This window comes from Pseudoalteromonas sp. NCCP-2140 (assembly GCF_023708065.1).
Taxonomy (GTDB): domain Bacteria; phylum Pseudomonadota; class Gammaproteobacteria; order Enterobacterales; family Alteromonadaceae; genus Pseudoalteromonas.
This window is the reverse complement of record NZ_BRCZ01000001.1, coordinates 46,584-65,599: the sequence shown is the minus strand read 5'-3', so window position 1 is coordinate 65,599 and position 19,016 is coordinate 46,584. Positions and strand designations below refer to the sequence as shown.

The following is a 19,016-nucleotide window of genomic DNA, read 5'->3' as shown; positions in this document are numbered from 1 at the left end:
AAGCCCTTTCAATGTAAGCGCTTTCATTAGAGTATGACACGGTTACTAAAACGTCAATAAAATATTAACATTTACTGCGAAATTGTTTTTAGTCTAGGTGGTTAACAAGACAAGACGTGAACAAAAAAGTGAGGAAGTATCCTTACAGCAAGACAAATCACTAATAACAACTTTATTAATTAAAAAGTCTCGCTGTAAAAATATTTGGTGCGATCAGTCTTCGGTAATGATGATTTCAACGGAACTTGACTGCGATTGCTGATAATACAAGCTACTAGCAAGCACACGTGCTGCAGTTTTGTATGTTTCGCTTATTTGAGCCGCGTTGTCTTTGGCTATTAAATTGCCCTGCTCTGAGCTTTCGCGAATTTCAATAGCCAGCGGAATATTAGCAAGCACCGGTACACCATGACGATGAGCTAACGTCACAGCACCATCTTTACCAAATACATGATTGGGCTCACCACAATGTCCACACAAGAAATAACTCATGTTTTCAATTAAACCAAGCACAGGGACGTTCACTTTATTGAACATAGCAATGCCCTTTTGCGCATCTGCTAAGGCCAAATCTTGAGGCGTGGTAATGATCACCGCACCACTGGCTGGCACTTTTTGGCTCATGGTTAATTGAATGTCACCGGTGCCGGGAGGCATATCAACAATTAGGTAATCAAGCTCACCCCAGGCGGTTTCGTTCATTAATTGATTAAGTGCACCTGATGCCATTGGTCCGCGCCAAACGGTTGCATCATCGCTAGGTACTAAAAAGCCGATCGATTGCGCTTTGAGGTTGTGCGCTTCAAAAGGAAGTAAGTTTTTATCATCGGCTGCTTTCGGCTCAGCACCTTGTAGGCCAAGAAGCAGCGGAATAGACGGACCATAAATATCGGCATCGAGAATACCCACTTGGGCACCCTCTTGCTCTAAAGCTGAGGCAAGATTCACCGCGGTGGTTGACTTTCCAACACCACCTTTGCCTGACGCAACGAGCACAATATGTTTAATTTGCTTAAAACTATATGTACTAGGTAATTTAACTTTTGCGCTAATTGACACAGGCACTGATAGCTTATCAGCGACAAATTTTTCAATCTCGTTGATTTCGCCACAGCCAGCGAAAGGTAGGCTAAGTTTTACCTGCCAGCTTTTATCGCTGTTTTGATTAAGCTCTTCGAGCCAGTCTTGCTCAATGCCAATGGCAAATGCGCTACTACGGTAGGCGGCTAAGGCAGCAATGATAGGTGCTTTTTCAGCCGATTTACTTGAGAATAGTTTTGACAGTCCAAACATAGCAATAAATTAGCGTTTCTTTGATGAAAAGTGCTGCGGAATTATGTAACATTCATGGCATTAAAACCAGACAATTAGATAATATCATTGCTTTAGGTTGTATATAAGCAACTCACAATGAATTAAATAATGATATTCGAGCATGTTTGCATCGAACTAATCTCAATTCGGAATGATTATGGCACAGCGAAAGATCCTGATTACTAGCGCATTACCTTATGCCAATGGCCCGACTCACTTAGGTCATTTACTAGAATATATCCAAACTGATATTTGGGCGCGTTTCCAAAAACAACAAGGTCATGAAACCTACTACGTTTGCGCGGATGATGCTCACGGCACACCAATTATGCTTAATGCGCAAAAGCAAGGGATCACGCCAGAAGAGATGGTTAAAAACGTGAGTGTTGAACGTCAACGTGACTTTGCTGATTTCAATATTGAGTTTGATAACTATCACAGCACGCACAGTGAAGAGAACCGCCATTTCAGCGAGCTAATCTACAACCGTTTAAATGAAGCGGGTCACATTAAAAAGCACACTATTTCTCAACTTTTCGACCCAGAGAAAGGTATCTTCTTACCAGATCGCTTTGTAACAGGTACTTGCCCAACGTGTAAGTCTGAAAATCAAAACGGTGACAGCTGTGATTCTTGTGGTGCAACTTACAGCCCAACTGAGCTTATCAACCCACGCTCTGTTATGTCAGGTGCTGAGCCAATCTTAAAAGATTCGGAGCATTACTTCTTCGACCTACCTGCTTTTGAAGACATGCTTAAAGAGTGGTTACACTCAGGTACGATTCAACAAGAAATGGCGAACAAGCTTGATGAATGGTTTGCAGATGGCCTACAGCAGTGGGATATCAGCCGTGACGCACCTTACTTTGGTTTTGAAATCCCAGGTGCACCGGGTAAATACTTCTACGTGTGGTTAGACGCACCTATTGGCTACATGGCGAGCTTTAAAAACCTGTGTGATAAGAAAGGGATTGATTTTGATGCATTCTGGAGCGAAGACTCAGATGCAGAGCTTTACCACTTCATTGGTAAAGATATCATCTATTTCCACAGCTTATTCTGGCCTGCAATGTTAGATGGCGCAAAATTCAGAAAGCCAACAAATGTATTTGCCCACGGTTTTGTAACTGTGAATGGCGCGAAGATGTCTAAATCAAAAGGCACTTTTGTTAAGGCGCGTACTTACCTTGATAACCTAGATCCTGAATATCTTCGTTATTACTACGCAGCAAAACTAAACAACGGCATCACTGACCTTGATTTAAACCTTGAAGACTTTGCACTACGTGTAAACTCAGACTTAGTAGGTAAAGTGGTTAATATCGCAAGTCGTTGTGCAAGCTTCATCACCAAGAAGTTTGACGGCAAGCTTAGCGACACCGTAATGGACGAAGCGCTATTAGGTGAGTTCCAAGCAGCTGCTGCAAGCATCGCAAACCACTATGAAAACCGTGATTACAGCCGTGCAATTCGTGAAATCATGGCCCTTGCTGATAAAGCAAACCAATTCATCGACGCTAAGGCACCATGGGTGTTAATTAAAGACGAAACAAAACAACAAGAAACACACGATGTATGTTCACTTGGCTTAAATATGTTCCGTGTACTTATCACCTACTTAAAACCTGTTCTTCCAGGTATGGCTGCAAACGTTGAAGCCTTCTTAAACGATGATTTAACATGGCAAGGCGCGCAAACTGCGCTTGTTGGTCACGCAATTAATAAGTTCAAACCGCTAATGCAGCGTGTTGAAATGGATAAAGTAAATAAAATGATTGAAGAATCAAAAGAAAGCCTAGTTGCTGAAAAAGACAAGATTGATCCAAACAGCCCACTAGCAAAAGAGCCAATCAGCCCAGAAATCGAATTTGATGATTTTGCGAAAGTTGATTTACGTGTAGCAAAAATTGCTAAAGCAGAACACGTTGAAGGCGCAGATAAGTTATTAAAACTAACTTTAGATTTAGGTGGCGAAACGCGCCAAGTATTCGCAGGCATTAAATCTGCGTATGCACCAGAAGACATTGAAGGCAAGCTAACGGTAATGGTAGCGAACCTTAAGCCTCGTAAGATGCGTTTCGGTATGTCTGAAGGCATGGTATTAGCTGCAGGCCCTGGCGGTAAAGAAATTTATATTCTTAATCCAGATGAAGGCTCAGAGCCTGGCATGCGTGTAATGTAATTACACAATTACTAGCGATGATAAAAAACCGTTGTGTCTAGGCACAACGGTTTTTTTGTTTATCTAGGGTGCTAAGTACAAATCATGTAAAACTCGCTCTTTTCGAGGTAAGTAATAATCATCATAATCAAGTGACACTATGACTCTTTTAGCTTTGCCTAATAACTCACTGCGAGGCACTAAACCAATCACTCGTGAGTCTGCACTATTATCACGGTTATCGCCCATCGCTAGATACATATCTTTGGGAATAACGACAGGGGCAAAATGCTGCATCACCGAGGGCGTTTTTGATACCTGAATAGCGTGCTGAACACCTGCAAGGTTTTCAATGAGTATCTGCTGCTCTTGCTCATCATCAGTTAATGTGTAATCAAGTGCTTTACCGTTAACGATCAATTTATTATCGACTAAAGTCACTGTATCGCCCGGCACGCCAATAACACGCTTTATTAAGCGATTATTTACAGCCTTAGAGTCAAATACAATAATATCACCGGCTTTTGGCTCATCTGTGCGCATTAGCGAAATATGAGTAAATGGCACACGCAGATCATAAGCCATTTTATCCGTTAAAATACGGTCCCCTACCACAATAGTCGGGTTCATTGAACCTGTTGGCACTTCATACCAATCAGCCACTGCACTTCTAAAAACACTCATCAAGCAAATAAATAAAATCAAAGAGCGGTTATTTTTCCATACCTTCAAAAGCCAGTTCATATTCGTTCCTTATTTGTTGTTAGTTTTCATAAGAGCCTGTGCGGTACAAATTAGTTCTTAACTAAATGTAACGAAATACGTCAATGATAAAAATACCATACATGATGTTAAAAATATTTGACACAGTAAGCAATGAGTAGTTTACTTAACACCAAGTCAAATATTTTTTACATAGGGTGGAAGAAAATGAGCTACAAAGAAATGACAATTTGGAGCACCTTGGTGGTAACCATAGGCCTTTTAAGCTATTACCTGTTAGGCATTAATTCACTACAAGCTGCGGGTGATCTTAGCCAAGAGACCATGGTGTCTTATTTGTATAAGGTTGTCGTGATTGCGGTGATCTTAGAGATCATTATGCAATCTGTGCTTGCTAGTATTAAACATAAAGAAGCAGACTTAGGGGATGATGAGCGTGATAAGCTCATTGAGCTAAAAAGCACCAAACTTGGTCACTGGTTCTGCTCTGCAATTATCTTAATGTGTGTATTTTTAGCGACGCAAATTGAACGTGTATCTGGACGCATGCTGTTACCTGAGGTCTCTGATCTATATAATATTATGCACTTTCTTATTATTGGTTTTTTAGTCAGTGAAATTATTACTATTGTCAGCAAAGCATATTTATATCGAAGAGACAGCTAGATGACAAAACAGCTCAGTAATACTATTCGGGAACTTCGATTTCATCACAACGAAATGACTCAGCAAGCATTGGCAGAGGCAGTTGGCGTTTCAAGGCAAACTATAGTAGCAATTGAAAAAGGTAAATATTCACCCTCGCTCGAGGTGGCTTTTAAGATTGCTCAACTGTTTGATAAGAAACTAGACGACGTGTTTTCGTATCAGTAATTAACAAAAAAGGTTAGCCAAAGAGCTAACCTTTTTTAAATTCGTATCATTTAATTTTATGACTGCTGATTTTTGAACTGCGCTTTGGCTTGCTCAACTTCATCATCACTGATACCAACTGATTCAGCCGCTTCTTTAATAAGGTGTGGCTGCGTCATCACTAATGCCATCAATTGTTGAAGCTTTTCTGGTGGGATACCTAACTGTTGGACCAGACCCATTGCCATCATTGGGTTTTCCATAAACGCTTGAAACAGCTCACGCACTTTCTCGTCACTTACATTGTGCTCTTTGAGCATTGCAATAATAGGGTTCATATTAACCTTTACTTTTAACTACTAATAAAACCAATAATATGGGCAAATTGATGTTATTCAACTAACATCACCACTTTTCCCGAGTTTTCGTTGTTATCTAAAATACGGTGAGCCTCATTCGCTTCTTGCCAATTTAAGGTTTTATAGATATTGCAATCGAACAGCCCGTTGGCCAAGTCATCATAAAAACGCGAAATAAACTGCTCTTTTAAGTCACGTTTAAACTCAATTGAACGGTTACGCAAGGTTGATGCATGAAAGGAAATACGTTTGCTAAGCAGCCTTGCAAAGTCAACCTCAGCAAAGCGCGTATCTAAAAAGGCTAACATCACAATTTGGCAATCCATTGCTGCAACGGCAGCATTTTTATTTAAATAGCTTCCTGAGACAGGATCAACAATGGTGTTAGCCTGTAAATTATTGGCTTTGAAGTATTCTACAAAATCAGCGGTTTTATAATTAATGGTGTGGTCTGCGCCAAGCTGCTTGGCATGTTCGCACTTTTCATCGCTGCCTGCAGTGATCACCACTTGGGCACCCGCGCGTTTTGCCATTTGAATTGCCGCCCCACCGACACCACTGGCTCCCGCATGAATAAGTGCCGTCTGCCCTGCTTTGAGCTGACCAAATTGAAATAAGGCAGAGAAAGCCGTTAAGTATACTTCACTGATAGCAGCGCCCTCTGCCATTGTCATTTCATCTGGTAACGGCATCACTTGCGCAGCATCAACGGCAACATACTCGCTGTAAGCACCGCCCGCACACAAGGTAAAAACACGTTTATTAAGCCAGTCACCGGATACTGCACCACCTTTCTCAACAATGGTGCCGGCGCATTCTAAACCTAATATTTCACTGTCACCTTTGGGTGCTGGATATTTGCCCTGTCGCTGTAAACAATCTGCCCGATTAACGCCGATTGCTGCAACAGCAATAAGAACTTCGTTATCTTTTAGGGCTGGTTTATCTGTTTGCGCAAAGTGTAACTGTGAGTCTTCGTGCTTAATATAACGCATATCACCTTCTATTTAATTCGTTGCCAGATCTCAGCTTCGACTAATTTGCCATTTTCATACAAGGTGTGGTGCCATAAATCACCTTCAATTTTGTAATCAAATGCCATGGTCTTACCAAGTAGTGAAGGTACATTACCATAGGAAAAAGTTTCGATAAATTGCTGGTCTTGCAAAACATATTTGCCGCCACCAGCATAATGAAAGTTGCCTTGCTTTTGAGTGATATAGCTAAAATGACTGGGTGTAATCAGTTTAACAGAGGTTATTTCTGGCGCTTTTGCCGTCACATAGCCGTCATTGGTTGCATATTTGCCTTCAACAAATTGCCAGCTACCTAATAACGGATTGGCGCTTACCATAGACGAAATAAATAAACTCGATAATAACAGTGTGTTTTTCATAGTGCGTTCCTTAGCAATTTTTAAATAGCATACGCTAACACTATGTTCCTATTAAACAGTTATAGGTTGAGATTTTTTCATTTGAGCTCTCATCGAAGAAAAGCGCCAAGACTGCTTATAAGGATAAACATCAAGCAATTGCCCATCGTTTATGGCTGTCTGTAATTGCTGCCACATTGTGGCGGTGAAAATATCTTGATGTGCAGCATTGAAGTAATCAAACGCTCGCTTATTAGCGCTAAAAAATACTTTAAACTGGCTCGGAAATACGTCGTTTTCGGCAATATCAAAGTAGCTTTCGCTGCTTAGCTCATCTAATGAGTCATCGGTTTTTGGCAGTTCTCTAAATTGACACTCTGTCATCGGGCAAATTTCATCATAGTCGTAGAACACTACTCTTCCCCAACGGGTTACACCAAAGTTTTTCATCAGCATATCACCGGGGAAAATATTAGCCCCCGCAAGCTCTTTTATCGCTTTACCGTAATCAACCATTACTTGCTGCAGTTTTCGCTCATCACAGTCGTTGATATACAAATTAAGCGGCGTCATTTTGCGCTCTACATAAACATGGCGCAAAATAAGTGCATTACCCGAGATCACTAAGCTATCGCCAATTTGCTGCTGCATTGTTTGTATAAGCTCATCACTAAATCGGCTTAAATCAAACGCTAAATAACGAAATTCGTGTGTATCAACTAGGCGGCCTACTCGGTCAGCTTGTTTAACAAAGTCGTACTTGGCCATTACTTGTTGTTTGGTGGCTGTTTTTGGTGCACTAAATTTATCTTTTATTACCTTATACACATAATCTGAGCCTGGGGTGGTAAATACCAGCATCACCATGCCCGGCGTACCCGGCGCAAGTGTGTATTTATCGTCAACGGGGCTATTACGGGTGGTATCAACTTTGTAACGATAAAACTCGGTTTTCGCGTGTTTGATAAAGCCTATGGCATTAAACAGCTCAAAACGTTGCTTATGAGGCATTAAAACACTGAGGTAATCAACGTATCGGGCGGGTTGGTCAGTGTCGACCATAAAATAAGTACGCGCAAAGCCAAACAACAAGCTGAGTTGATCAGCTCCCATCATCACGGCATCAATGTGAAGACCTTTTTCACTGTTTAATAGCGCAATCGCAAATGGCATGTTATCGCCATTTTTAGCAATACAGCGGCCTATGATGTAGCAGGCTTTATTTCTGAAAAACAATGAATTAGCGTATTCAATATAGCCATCGTTGAGAGCAAGCAGCTCATAAACTTGTGGGCATTGTTGTTTCGCTCCAGCAATCAAGGTACGCTGTAACATGGCAACATCATCAGTAAAATCAGCGTATTGTGACCGAAATACATGGCGCTTGATCAAGCTACTAATCGCACTTTCAAAGCCATTTTGCAGGGAAATGCGGCTAACCAATGAATCAAAGGGTCTTGGCCCCAGTTGATATCGTGCTTTTAGTACAAACAAGTGCACATTGCGGATTTTTCGTGAGTCCCAAATTGCACCGAAGGTTGAGTTAAAAAAGGTATGAGCAATAGGCTGGTTTTCATGGCTTTGCACCATTTCTGCGTATATTTGTTTGGCTAATAACCAAAGCGCTGGGTCGTCTACTTCGCTATAAGCAATAATTTTTACCGCTTGGCTTACCTTTTTTACTTGCCCTTCGTAAACTTGCAATCGCGATTTCATTGCCCCTTGAACTTGATGCCACTGGCGCTGTTCAAAACGACTTTGTGCGCCGAGAGTTATATTTAAAAACTCTGCAAACATAGCCTCAAAGCCAGCATACACCGCACGGGCAAGCTTAGTCGCTACGACCTGATTTAATTGTTCGCGGTGTGATTTAACAACCAAATGTGAACTCTGCTGTGGCATTATTTTTATCGCTTATGCTGATTATTTTAGTCGCCTTGTTTACACACAATAGCAAGCGCGCTTTAATTTAGGTAATTAATAAAGATAATAAATAAGATTGATCAAATGAATATTAGGCACGTCGACCTCAACCTATTGGTGTATTTAAATGTCCTCATTGACGAACAAAGTGTGTCTAAAGCCGCCAATAAACTAGCTTTGACTCAACCTGCAATGAGTAACGCCCTTAAGCGTTTACGTGATTTATTTGATGATCCATTATTAGTGAGAGCCTCTGGCACAATGACGCCAACCGCAAAAGCGCTCAGCCTTAAACCTGAAATAGAATCACTGTTAAAAATGGCTGAGGAAATTACTCAGCCAAGTGAGGTATTCGACCCGAGCACCGCGAATATTACGTTTCGGATCATGGCAAACGACTATCTTGAATCAACCCTTATTGCGCCGTTTATCACCCAGCAGCTAGCAAAGAATCCGGGGCTTAACTTTGATATTTTGAGCCCAAGCGATGTTAATCTTCAAGATATGGAAAAAGGCACCATCGACCTTGCCATTAATCGCTTTAACGGCCTGCCCCGCTCATTCCACCAAGCCAGTGTGTGGCGCGACAATTACTGCTGCTTAACACACCCAGACAACCCTTACTTACAACAGCAAAACCTTGAAGGCTACCTTGCACAAGAACACATTTGGGTGAATCGGGCTGGTTGGGGCGTAGAAGCGGCAATAACAAATAAATCAGGCAGCCAAAAACTAGGCTGGGTCGATGAGGCATTATGGCAACTAGAACAAACCCGCAATATTCGCGTATTCACCCGCCATTACATGGTGGCGAGCCTACTTTGCCAATCACCTCAACTCATAGCAACATTGCCCCGCCGCCAAGCCATGCTATTAGCAAAACACACTGATTTGGTAATAAGTCCAGTGCCATTTCAAATAGTCCCTATTGAAGTAAAAATGTTATGGAGCCCTTTGCTACATCACGCAAACCCACACCAGTGGCTGCGTAGAGAGCTACTTGCCTTTGCCAGTACCGTGGCTGATCGCTAAAAACAGTATAATATTGATAAAATCAATATCAGTTATTGAAAACAACAATTTCATTAATAATGAGTGAAGGGCTAGAGTGAAGTTAAGCACATAAACAAAGAGAAAATGATTATGAAAACTTCAGCGCAATTCACTCAACAGGACGGCCTTTACATCAATGGTCAATTACACTCATTCATCGAGCAGCAGCTTTGTAAAAAAAGCGATTTAGCTTGCGAAGAAATTTACCAAACACTGGCAACAATGGTTGATGAGTTTGGTTGCCAATGCCGTAAAACCAAACATCAAGATGATGATGTTCTACAAGCAGAGACACTGTTAAAAGCATATAGCACAGTACGTACTCACCCGCATTGTCATGTTGATGCACAAACAACAACTGCAGTGTTAGATGAATACTGCTGCCAAGTACCAGCTATTTTAGTGGTTGCGTTAATGGACACATTAACAGGCATGACAAGTAACGAACCTGGTGCAGAACACATTTATCAACGTGCAGCACAATTAACAGGCAAACCATGTGTCTACGCTGTTAAAAGCGCCAATGCCGCTTAATATGGTTAATTATTTGAGTTACTTATTCGCGCGATGATGCTTGTTGCAAAATCACTGCAACTAAGCATCGTCGCATCGGCTACTAGGTTAGCCAAATCAAACGTCATTTCATTTGCGCTAAGCGTCTGCTCTAGGGCTTTTTCTATTTTATTCGCCGCTTCGTGCCAGCCCATAAAACGTAGCATCATAACCGCACTTAAAATACTGCTTGTTGGATTTGCACTGTCTTCCCCGGCTATGCGATTAAATGTGCCATGAGTCGGTTCAAAAAAGGCCACTTCATTATTTAAGTTTGCCGCAGGCATAATACCTACCCCACCGACTTGTGCGGTTAGCATATCAGCTAAGTAATCGCCGTTTTGATTGGTTGTTACCACCACATCAAATTGCTCTGGGGTGAGCAGCGCTTGTTGTAGCATGTTATCGGCAATGACTTCTTTGATAATTAAATCATCTTGCTCGTCACGTTTGATCACTAACCAACGACCATTTTCATGCGCTACAGCGTTAAACTCTTGCTCAGCAAGGGCAAATGCCCAACGTTTAAAGGCGCCATCGGTAAATTTAAGTACATTGCCTTTGTGCACCACAGTCAGTGACTCACTGTGCTCTTTAAGGGCAAAGTTAAGGGCGTAACGCATCAGTCGCTCTGCCGCCTCTTTCGAGCTATTTTTAATGCCAATACCGCATTGGTTATCAAAGCGAAGTCGGGTGACACCCATTTCTTGGCACAGAAAATCAAGCATACGCTCGTTATCGATACTGCCAGCCTGCCACTCAATGCCTGAGTAAACGTCTTCTGAGCTGTCGCGTATTACTGTGATTTGGGTTTTTTCAGGCTCTTTTAAAGGAGATGGTAAATGCGGATAACTGCGAATGGGCCGCATGTTAACGAATAAGTCCATCTCATGACGAAGAGCCACATTTAAAGAACGGAAACCACCGCCAAGGGGGGTTGTTAATGGCCCTTTTATGGCAATTTTATACTGCCTAACGGCATGTAGGGTTTCTTGCGGGAACCAGTCGCCATCGTAAAGCGCAGCTGCTTTTTCGCCATTGAACACTTCCATCCAATGTATTTGTTTATCGCCTTGATAAGCCTGATTCACTGCAGCATCAACAATATCTCGCATCACCGGGCTGATATCTTGACCCACACCATCGCCTTCAATGTAAGCAATAACCGGGTTATCAGGAATATGCCATTGACCCTTACTATCGATAGTAATTTGCGCGCCATTCGAGGGTACTGAAATGTGTTGATACTGCATCATGCCTTCCCAGCAAGGTGTTTTAATAATATTAATATCAAGAAATAGCTAATTTGTCTGTGCTTACAAAGAAATAGCCGCTATTCAAGCAATCAATGCGTTACCTTGGTTATCTCGTCTTGCATGGCACAAAATAAGGAGGCAATAAGCTGCGTATCGAGCGTGACGGTATCTTTTTTAAGCGCAGCATCAACGGCAACCGCTTTAACATAAAGCGTTTCACATTCGAACATGTTCGCAGCACCTTTAAGCATATGAACATTTCTGCTTAAGCCATCAATGTCCATATTTTTGTATTGCTCGCGCATTTCTCGATACTGTTCTTCAAGACCTTTTATGTAGTCATCTTTAAGCGCCTGAAACTCTTTTTCAGGTAACTTGATATCGGCTAACTCATCGCAATCTAAGTAACTGGCAATTTTATGGCTAAACGCGTTTCTATCAATTGGTTTGGCGATTAAATCATTGAAGCCTTGCTTCATATAACGGGCAATTTCATGCTTCATGGTATTCGCTGTCAGTGCAATGATTGGCGCGCTTACTCCCGTTGCTTGCATCATTTTCAATGCCTCTTGACCGTCCATAATCGGCATTTGAATATCGAGTAAAATAAGGTCAAAGCTGTCTTCGAGGGTTGCTTGCACTGCGTCTTTACCATTTTCAACGGTGGTCACTGTCAGCCCCATACGCTCTAATATTCGCGCAATTAAACGTCGGTTGTCTGGGTGGTCTTCGGCAAGTAATACTCTGCCCTTTAAGTTCTCTGGTGCATCAAGCTTACTAAACGGTGAGGTTTCAACGAGCTTCACTTCGCTCATATCATTAAGCCAGCGTGTATTATCTGTAGTATAAATCGACATGGTGAAAATAAACTCACTGCCAGAGCCGACATTACTTTTAACGCTAATATCCCCATCCAATTTTTTGGCGAGGCTCTTTGAAATATTAAGGCCAAGCCCGGTACCGCCATATTGCCTAGAAATACTTGAATCCGCTTGATAAAAGGCACTAAACAAGGCTTGTTGCTCTTTGTCTGTCATGCCAATACCGGTGTCTTTTACGCTTATCGACAACTTATCGTTATGACAGCTCACCGTTAAAGTTATACGCCCCACTTGAGTAAACTTAAGGGCGTTGGTTGTTAAGTTTAATAAGATCTGCCTTAAACGACTCGGATCGGTAATTAGGTAGTCTGGCAACGGGAACTGATAATCAACACTGAACTTTAAGCCCTTATCACGGATTTGCTTGCCAATAAGTGACTCAATATTGGCAATCGTGGCAAACAAGTCTGTTTCGACTAAATCTATTTCTAGCTTGTTGGCTTCAATCTTCGACATATCGAGTATATCGTTTATTAATCCAAGAACATGGCGGCTATTTTGCAATATAACGCCAATCCCATGGTTGCGCTCATGAGGCTTAATGTCCCCGAGCATAATGCCATCTGCATAGCCAATAATTGATGTCATTGGGGTGCGAATCTCATGACTGATATTCGCTAAGAAACGGCTTTTAGCTTCATTCGCATCGCGAAGCTCAGAGGCAAGCTCTTCAAGCTCCAAGGTTCTTAAATGGACTTTTTCTTCTAGATTTTTATTGAGCTCTACGTTGTCATCGTGAAGCAGCCTAAACTTATCGGCCACAGCAAACGCCAGTAACATGGCGTCCATGGCTGTGCCTATCAACCCCAATAAATATAAATTAATGGAAGTAGCAGGCAGCAAGCCTAAATTAGTTAAATTTCCGACCATATTCGGTAGCATCATAGCAATGTAAGCAAGCACAAAATAGCGTGCTGGCTTAAAGCCAATGAGCATACAGCGAATACCTATGTATAAGCCTAAACATAAAGCAACACCCGTTACTAACGTTGACCAATAAAAACCAAAGCTTGGCCATAAAATACAAAACGGAATACCCAAAGTGGCGATTACACCCACCGTGAGTGATAATTGCGCCAGTTTCGGAAATGTTTCTTTGAGTTTAAGTAAGTTGTTGTAAAATAGAATATTGGTTAAGGGCGTGAGGGCAAAGCCGAGCCAGTGAAGATGGGGATTATAGTAACCAAACAGCTGATCAGAAATATGGAAAAAATGGCTCCAAGCAAACACCCAGGATGCAGTAAATAATGCGTAATACAGGTGTGTAACATCACGGGAAACCAAGTAAATTAATAAGTTATATAAACCAAGTGCAATGCCCACCCCAAAGCACAGCATCATGATCATATTTTCGACGGTTATGTTTTGAAAATAATCTTGATAAGGCGTTAATACCAGCTTTGCGGGAGTATAAAAGTAGTCACTCTCAAAATAAGTGATAAGCGTATAGTGCTTACCTTTTTCAAGAGATAAACGATTACCATAGTGAAAAGCAAATTGATTCGGCTCGACCCCACCGGTTACAAAGTGCTGTACCGGAGCACTTGGATCAGTTATATCGTAAATGCGGCTTTCTATTTTCGAAACCAAGGTGTTATACGGGTAGAGAACTAAATCTTCAATATCACTTAGATTTTCAATTTCAACAATTAACCAATAGCTACCGCCGACAGAGCTTATTCGAGATTGTGGTTTTTTGCTGGCTCGCCAAGCATCAATCGCAGCCACCGATTGCGGAAACATATTATCATTTGCCGTAAACACTTCACCGACATCATGAAGGTTTTGATCAGCCACAGCATCGGTGTAGACAAACGTCTCTTGTGCATTAGCCGCAACACTTAATAGCAATAAAAACAGCAGAGTGCTTAAATACAGCTTTAACCGCATTCACAAAACCCCTGTAGCATTTTGGAGATGGCAACGACTAGAATTGCAGTGAAACATCAAAGCCATAGCGACGCCCTTCCCCTTTAAAGTCTTCAAGCATGCCTAGGAACGAGCTTAAATCGAACTTTAACTGACTGTATTCAGTATCAAATAAATTTTTGCCCCATAAAGTAAATGACCAATTATCAACATCATATTTTAGATGCGCATTAACAATGCTAAAGCCGTATTGGCGGGCATATGGGTTCATGTTCTGGTCAAAATAAAACTCAGACTGATAATCGTAAATAATGTTGGCCGATAACGGATACGACGCCAAGCTGGTATCGTATTTTAATCCCGCTGATACATTCCATTTAGAGGTAAACGGCAGTTGGTTATCGGTAATACTGTTGCCAAGTGGGTCAACGTAATCTTCAAATTCAGCATGAGGGATATAGCCAACTGAAAGTAGCATGGCTAATTGTTTAGTTGCTTGGTAATTAATTTCAGTTTCAAGGCCGTAAATGATTGAATCAGCCACATTTTCAAGTAATTGCACAGGAGGCATTTGCGGTATTTCTGACGCTTGGTTCATAAACACTTGTTGGTCGTTATAGTCATAGTAAAACGCCGCCCAATTCATTCTTAGTTGCTTGCCAGGCCAGAACGACTTTAAGCCAACTTCATGGGCATTCAAGCGCTCTTTGCCATAGTTTGCTAAGATTGCTTGTTCTTCAGATGACAAAAAGCCGCCGTTGTAGCCACCACTTTTACTACCATTAGCAAAACGATAATAAAGATTGCTTGCATCTGAATAGCGATAATTAACGGCAAATTGACCAGTAAAGCCATTGTCTGATTGCTCATCGGTAACGCGATAAAATGGTACAAGCACTCCGTCTAAGTCGTTCACATCAACCACCGCATTTAACGTGGCGATTGAGTCATACTCAAGTGACTCATAGTCATATCTAAGGCCGGCTGTAATCATCCATTTATCTGCGACAGGCACTTCAATTTGGCTAAATACAGCCAAATTTTGCATCTTGATTTTGTTATCGTAAATAAAGGTCGCGGTTAAGCTTGTCGGTAAAATACCCCGGAAATCACGCAAAATATCATTTAAATTATCTTGCTCAATCGTCTCATCTGCAAAATAAACACCACTGGTGAGTGTGTAATCAGCAAGTTCGTTTAATAACCTGAATTCTTGGCTGAATAGTTGAGTATCTAGCCCTAATACTCCTTCGCACAAACGAGCTGGCGAGCCATCGCAGTTAAAAGCGTGGCTTCTTTCTAAATCGTTAAAGCTCGAAAGTGAGGTAAATGTACTTTGCTCGTTTAAATGCCAATTGACTTCGGCGATAAAACCGTAGCCATCGGATTTATGAGGTGAGTCATTATTAACGCTCACTGCAAAAAAATCATCACTGCCATCATTAAAACCAAAGTTATCAAAACAGCGTGTTGAGCCCGCATCTGCTGGTGAACACAGCTCACCCGTTAAAGGGTTTGCGACAATACCAATACTCCCAACTGGCTGGGCAATACCATCCCAATCTTCAATATGCGCTTGCAGGTAAAGATCAACATCATCCCACTCGGACAAAAAAGACACACGTGCATTTTTTTGCTCCATGCCTGCTGTTGGTGAGTCTGCATAGGTATTTTTTGTTGAATATTCATAGTCTTGATAGTTAACAGCAATACGCATTACGCTGGAATCTGAGAGTTGCTGGTTCCACATACCATCGACGCTGGTGGCGTTGTTATTGGCAACACCTAATGTTAGCGAGCCATAGCTATCAAACTCAGGGCGATTTGAGCGTATAAGTATTGCACCACCGGTAGAATTACGACCAAACAAGGTACCCTGCGGGCCGCGTAAAATATCGAGTTGTTCAATATCGTACAAGTTAACAATTTGATTATTGGCAGACCCCACCGCAACACCATCAATATACATGGCAACAGGTGAGGTATTCGCCGTATTATAATCAAGTAACCCCACCCCACGGATGCTCACAGCTGGAGGCGTCCCTTCTGCGGCGTTTTGGGTGATTTTAACGTTTGGCGCAAACAAACCAATTTCAGTTGAATCTTTAAAATGCTGAGCTTTTAAAGTTTCGCCATTCACTTGGCTTACCGCCACACTAACGTCTTCAATTGCTTGCGGACGCTTTTGTGCATAAACGCTAATAACTTCCATGTCTTTTTCAGTCTCAGCTCCTTGTGCAACAGCGCTTGCCATTACACATGCAGCCAAGCTGGTGCTCGACAACATCATAAACTTAGGATCTTTAAGAAAAGGACGCTTCATTGGCTTTTAGACCTTAAAAGAGGGAAACTTGTTAAATTGTTGTAATTTAGTGGTAAGTATAGACCAAACAATAGATTAAAGTCGCATATAAATCATGAAAATTCATGACTTATACGCATACTTATTTACAACTTTGCTCACACTAACCTTTTTCGAATGCATGCTCTCCGCTGATTTCGTTTGGCCAACCACATATTGCCCGGGCTGTTTGCATACCGGCCATCACAGCAGCCTCAACGCAGCCCGCATTAACCCCTGTTTTTATCCAATCGCCAGTGATGCGCAAATTGACAAACTGACTACCATCTGTAGCCAAACGGTATTTACTCGAATCAACCACAGATAGGACATAGCGCTCACTGGGATCGACATTAACGCGCCAATATTGCTGCTCTAGTACAGGTAAAATGCTATGCGGATCACTGTAAAAAACCTGCCAATCAAACTTGTTATCAATATAGGCTTCAGGCCAAAGTGGCCGCATTTCTGCGCTAAACAAATTATGCATATTCAATTTTACTTCGGCTTTCATTTGCTCTGGGAATTGATGTGCACTGGCAGGTGGGTAGTTTTCGCAGCTAAACGCACTGCAAAAATAGGCAACATTAACTGGAGAGTTGTCACTTGGCCAATCTTCTTTATCGAGCAAGTTGCCCATTGCAGCCCAAGTATCAAACGGCTCGACAAAGCCACTTAAAATAGGCCCTTCATGAGCAGCATTAGTTTGCGTAAAGCCAAGTTGTGGGTCGGTTTTATTCAACCATACTTGGCAAGCCTGAGTCGCCACACTTTGCACTTTTGTTGCTTGTTGAGAAAGCGCGTAATCTACAGCTAAAAGTTCAGAGGCAACGTGTTCAAGTGAGGCAACCGAGACCCCTAAAATCAGTGTATCAAAATCAATACCATGACGAAGCGTCACTGTTGGCAATGGGGTACTAAAGTGTTCTTGATACACCTCTGGCCAATTACTCCAAAAAGACTCTAAATTGATTTGATATTCTTGCAATAAGTGCGCTTGTTCTGGGCTGATTTGCTCATACAGGGGTTCACTTGGCCAGCATGGCAGCTGTTTTACATCAATGAGCGGTTGATAATCTTGGCCAACTAAACTCACCTGTTGGCAAAGCTCAATCTCACTTACCTGCGGCTCACCTTGGTCAGTTTGCCCAGCAGACAAGTTATTTAACTGATGGAAGAACTTAAACTTAACGCCGCGCTGCTTTAAAAGTTCATAAATTGGTCCGAAAATGACATCGCCCATGCCTGCTTGCATTTTCCACATCACGCCGCCTTTATAGCAAAGCCCTATACGTAACATAGCAAGGGCGGCAACGCCTGCTTCAACATTGGGTTTACTAAAGTCACCTTTAGGGTAAGCGAACACCAAATCATAAAAGCCGCGCACTGGCGCTGAATCAACGCTGTAAGTTTTATTCGCACCATTTTTTTCGAGCCACTGACGAAAATCGTAGCAATTAATGACACCAAAACCGTCGCGATATACTTTGTCTTTAATCAGTCCTGTGAGCATTGCAATCGCAAGATCGGCACAAATATAAAGTCTGCGCAGCTCCGGGTTGTCATCTAGTAGATCAATAACTTGGTCTTTAAACCAACGTTTTAACTTTCTGACGATATACCAAATCACCAGCCGATCGGCCTGCTTATCTGTATGGGTGGCCTGCTTTTCGGTGAACTGCAGCAAATGAGTTATCAATGTTCGTGGGTTCGAGGCAATTTCAGTTGCACCTGCTTCAATATCATCAATAAACTGCTTTGCGCCATTTAAATGGGTATCAATGTCTGCTTTGATTTCTTGATACATGTGTTTGAGTAACGATTGATCCCGTGACTTTTTAGTCACTAAAATGGTTTTAGCATCTTGCTGCTGACAAACATGCTCAATGCCTTCGGTCCATTTTTTTAGCCATGCTAATGTCATGGTGACAAAGTCCCACACTGTTATATCTAGACTGCCATCAGCGGGGTTGCCTTCAACGGTAGGAAAATCAATTGGCCAAGTTTGCCATTCGTTATCAATAAACTCTTGTAAAGCAATAAAACTATGTGGTTTAAATGCCTGCTGCCAAGTAGCCAATGAACAACTAGCTGGTCGATTGAGTGAGTTATACACCCCTTCTAAGGTGCGAAAGCTATTCACGTAGGCGCCAAACCAAACATGTAAACCATGCTCTTCGATTCGCTGTCCAAAATGGGCGTTTCGGCCACTCGCCCCTTTACCGCCAAGGCGCCAACCCTGTTGATAAACGGTAATTTCGCGCTGGCTTTGCCAATTAGCTTGCTCGGTTAAATACACTGCCGCAGTCATCGCTGCAACACCGCCACCGACAATGGTGATTTTTTCTTTTTCCATG

Annotated in this window: 15 protein-coding genes; 5 read left to right on the top strand and 10 right to left on the bottom strand. The window is 42.0% G+C overall.

Translation table 11 applies throughout. The features are described 5' to 3' along the window. Positions 1-213: 213 nt before the first annotated feature. The gene (gene apbC, locus NFU46_RS00325) at positions 214-1,293 is read right to left on the bottom strand and encodes an iron-sulfur cluster carrier protein ApbC (protein WP_251598689.1); all 1,080 of its coding nucleotides are present in this window, start codon (positions 1,291-1,293) and stop codon (positions 214-216) included. A 178-nt stretch (positions 1,294-1,471) separates the two neighbouring features. Between apbC and metG the strand changes: the two genes are divergently transcribed. Then, positions 1,472-3,496: a methionine--tRNA ligase gene (metG, locus tag NFU46_RS00320; protein WP_251598687.1), complete on the top strand. Its 2,025-nt coding sequence runs from the start codon at positions 1,472-1,474 to the stop codon at positions 3,494-3,496. Between the two features lie 63 nt (positions 3,497-3,559). Here metG and lepB read toward each other — a convergent pair whose 3' ends face one another. After that, positions 3,560-4,219, bottom strand: coding sequence for a signal peptidase I (lepB, locus tag NFU46_RS00315; protein WP_251598676.1), 660 nt, complete (start codon positions 4,217-4,219; stop codon positions 3,560-3,562). A gap of 186 nt (positions 4,220-4,405) precedes the next feature. On the opposite strand from lepB, the gene NFU46_RS00310 reads away from it, so the two are divergent. Both NFU46_RS00310 and NFU46_RS00305 read left to right on the top strand, forming a co-directional pair. Beyond that, the gene (locus NFU46_RS00310) at positions 4,406-4,864 is read left to right on the top strand and encodes a hypothetical protein (RefSeq protein ID WP_251598674.1); all 459 of its coding nucleotides are present in this window, start codon (positions 4,406-4,408) and stop codon (positions 4,862-4,864) included. After that, positions 4,865-5,071, top strand: coding sequence for a helix-turn-helix transcriptional regulator (locus NFU46_RS00305; RefSeq protein ID WP_054552938.1), 207 nt, complete (start codon positions 4,865-4,867; stop codon positions 5,069-5,071). It abuts the gene before it with no gap. Between the two features lie 56 nt (positions 5,072-5,127). On the opposite strand, the gene NFU46_RS00300 is transcribed toward NFU46_RS00305, so the two are convergent. Genes NFU46_RS00300 through aceK form a run of 4 tightly spaced genes read right to left on the bottom strand, consistent with a single transcriptional unit; the run spans position 5,128 to position 8,686 of the window. Next, positions 5,128-5,388 (bottom strand): DUF2999 family protein, encoded by a 261-nt coding sequence (locus NFU46_RS00300; protein WP_054561248.1) that lies wholly within the window; start codon positions 5,386-5,388, stop codon positions 5,128-5,130. Positions 5,389-5,441: 53 nt separating this feature from the next. Further along, positions 5,442-6,404 (bottom strand): zinc-binding dehydrogenase, encoded by a 963-nt coding sequence (locus NFU46_RS00295; protein WP_251598672.1) that lies wholly within the window; start codon positions 6,402-6,404, stop codon positions 5,442-5,444. A gap of 8 nt (positions 6,405-6,412) precedes the next feature. Next, a complete protein-coding gene (locus tag NFU46_RS00290) occupies positions 6,413-6,805 on the bottom strand; it encodes a hypothetical protein (protein ID WP_058584827.1) in 393 nt (130 codons plus the stop codon). Positions 6,806-6,856: 51 nt separating this feature from the next. After that, complete coding sequence (gene aceK / locus NFU46_RS00285) at positions 6,857-8,686, bottom strand: bifunctional isocitrate dehydrogenase kinase/phosphatase (RefSeq protein WP_251598670.1); 1,830 nt, start codon at positions 8,684-8,686, stop codon at positions 6,857-6,859. A gap of 105 nt (positions 8,687-8,791) precedes the next feature. Between aceK and NFU46_RS00280 the strand changes: the two genes are divergently transcribed. Then, positions 8,792-9,739 (top strand): LysR family transcriptional regulator, encoded by a 948-nt coding sequence (locus NFU46_RS00280; RefSeq protein ID WP_251598668.1) that lies wholly within the window; start codon positions 8,792-8,794, stop codon positions 9,737-9,739. 111 nt (positions 9,740-9,850) lie between these two features. Then, the gene (locus NFU46_RS00275) at positions 9,851-10,294 is read left to right on the top strand and encodes a hypothetical protein (RefSeq protein WP_251598666.1); all 444 of its coding nucleotides are present in this window, start codon (positions 9,851-9,853) and stop codon (positions 10,292-10,294) included. Between the two features lie 5 nt (positions 10,295-10,299). Here NFU46_RS00275 and icd read toward each other — a convergent pair whose 3' ends face one another. The 4 genes from icd to NFU46_RS00255 all read right to left on the bottom strand — a co-directional run bounded on the left by icd (position 10,300) and on the right by NFU46_RS00255 (position 19,015). Then, a complete protein-coding gene (gene icd, locus NFU46_RS00270) occupies positions 10,300-11,565 on the bottom strand; it encodes an NADP-dependent isocitrate dehydrogenase (RefSeq protein WP_251598664.1) in 1,266 nt (421 codons plus the stop codon). Between the two features lie 92 nt (positions 11,566-11,657). After that, entirely contained in the window at positions 11,658-14,339 is a 2,682-nt protein-coding gene (locus NFU46_RS00265; protein ID WP_251598662.1) for a 7TM diverse intracellular signaling domain-containing protein, read from the bottom strand. Positions 14,340-14,376: 37 nt separating this feature from the next. Beyond that, a complete protein-coding gene (locus NFU46_RS00260; RefSeq protein WP_251598647.1) occupies positions 14,377-16,641 on the bottom strand; it encodes a TonB-dependent receptor in 2,265 nt (754 codons plus the stop codon). A gap of 142 nt (positions 16,642-16,783) precedes the next feature. Then, positions 16,784-19,015 (bottom strand): NAD(P)-binding protein, encoded by a 2,232-nt coding sequence (locus NFU46_RS00255; RefSeq protein WP_251598645.1) that lies wholly within the window; start codon positions 19,013-19,015, stop codon positions 16,784-16,786. Position 19,016 lies beyond the last annotated feature (1 nt).

Excerpts from the sequence above, each read along its gene's own strand:
- apbC (WP_251598689.1), bottom strand. The coding sequence starts at position 1,293 with ATGTTTGGACTGTCAAAACTATTCTCAAGTAAATCGGCTGAAAAAGCA.
- metG (WP_251598687.1), top strand. The coding sequence starts at position 1,472 with ATGGCACAGCGAAAGATCCTGATTACTAGCGCATTACCTTATGCCAAT.
- lepB (WP_251598676.1), bottom strand. The coding sequence starts at position 4,219 with ATGAACTGGCTTTTGAAGGTATGGAAAAATAACCGCTCTTTGATTTTA.
- NFU46_RS00310 (WP_251598674.1), top strand. The coding sequence starts at position 4,406 with ATGAGCTACAAAGAAATGACAATTTGGAGCACCTTGGTGGTAACCATA.
- NFU46_RS00305 (WP_054552938.1), top strand. The coding sequence starts at position 4,865 with ATGACAAAACAGCTCAGTAATACTATTCGGGAACTTCGATTTCATCAC.
- NFU46_RS00300 (WP_054561248.1), bottom strand. The coding sequence starts at position 5,388 with ATGAACCCTATTATTGCAATGCTCAAAGAGCACAATGTAAGTGACGAG.
- NFU46_RS00295 (WP_251598672.1), bottom strand. The coding sequence starts at position 6,404 with ATGCGTTATATTAAGCACGAAGACTCACAGTTACACTTTGCGCAAACA.
- NFU46_RS00290 (WP_058584827.1), bottom strand. The coding sequence starts at position 6,805 with ATGAAAAACACACTGTTATTATCGAGTTTATTTATTTCGTCTATGGTA.
- aceK (WP_251598670.1), bottom strand. The coding sequence starts at position 8,686 with ATGCCACAGCAGAGTTCACATTTGGTTGTTAAATCACACCGCGAACAA.
- NFU46_RS00280 (WP_251598668.1), top strand. The coding sequence starts at position 8,792 with ATGAATATTAGGCACGTCGACCTCAACCTATTGGTGTATTTAAATGTC.
- NFU46_RS00275 (WP_251598666.1), top strand. The coding sequence starts at position 9,851 with ATGAAAACTTCAGCGCAATTCACTCAACAGGACGGCCTTTACATCAAT.
- icd (WP_251598664.1), bottom strand. The coding sequence starts at position 11,565 with ATGCAGTATCAACACATTTCAGTACCCTCGAATGGCGCGCAAATTACT.
- NFU46_RS00265 (WP_251598662.1), bottom strand. The coding sequence starts at position 14,339 with ATGCGGTTAAAGCTGTATTTAAGCACTCTGCTGTTTTTATTGCTATTA.
- NFU46_RS00260 (WP_251598647.1), bottom strand. The coding sequence starts at position 16,641 with ATGAAGCGTCCTTTTCTTAAAGATCCTAAGTTTATGATGTTGTCGAGC.
- NFU46_RS00255 (WP_251598645.1), bottom strand. The coding sequence starts at position 19,015 with ATGGAAAAAGAAAAAATCACCATTGTCGGTGGCGGTGTTGCAGCGATG.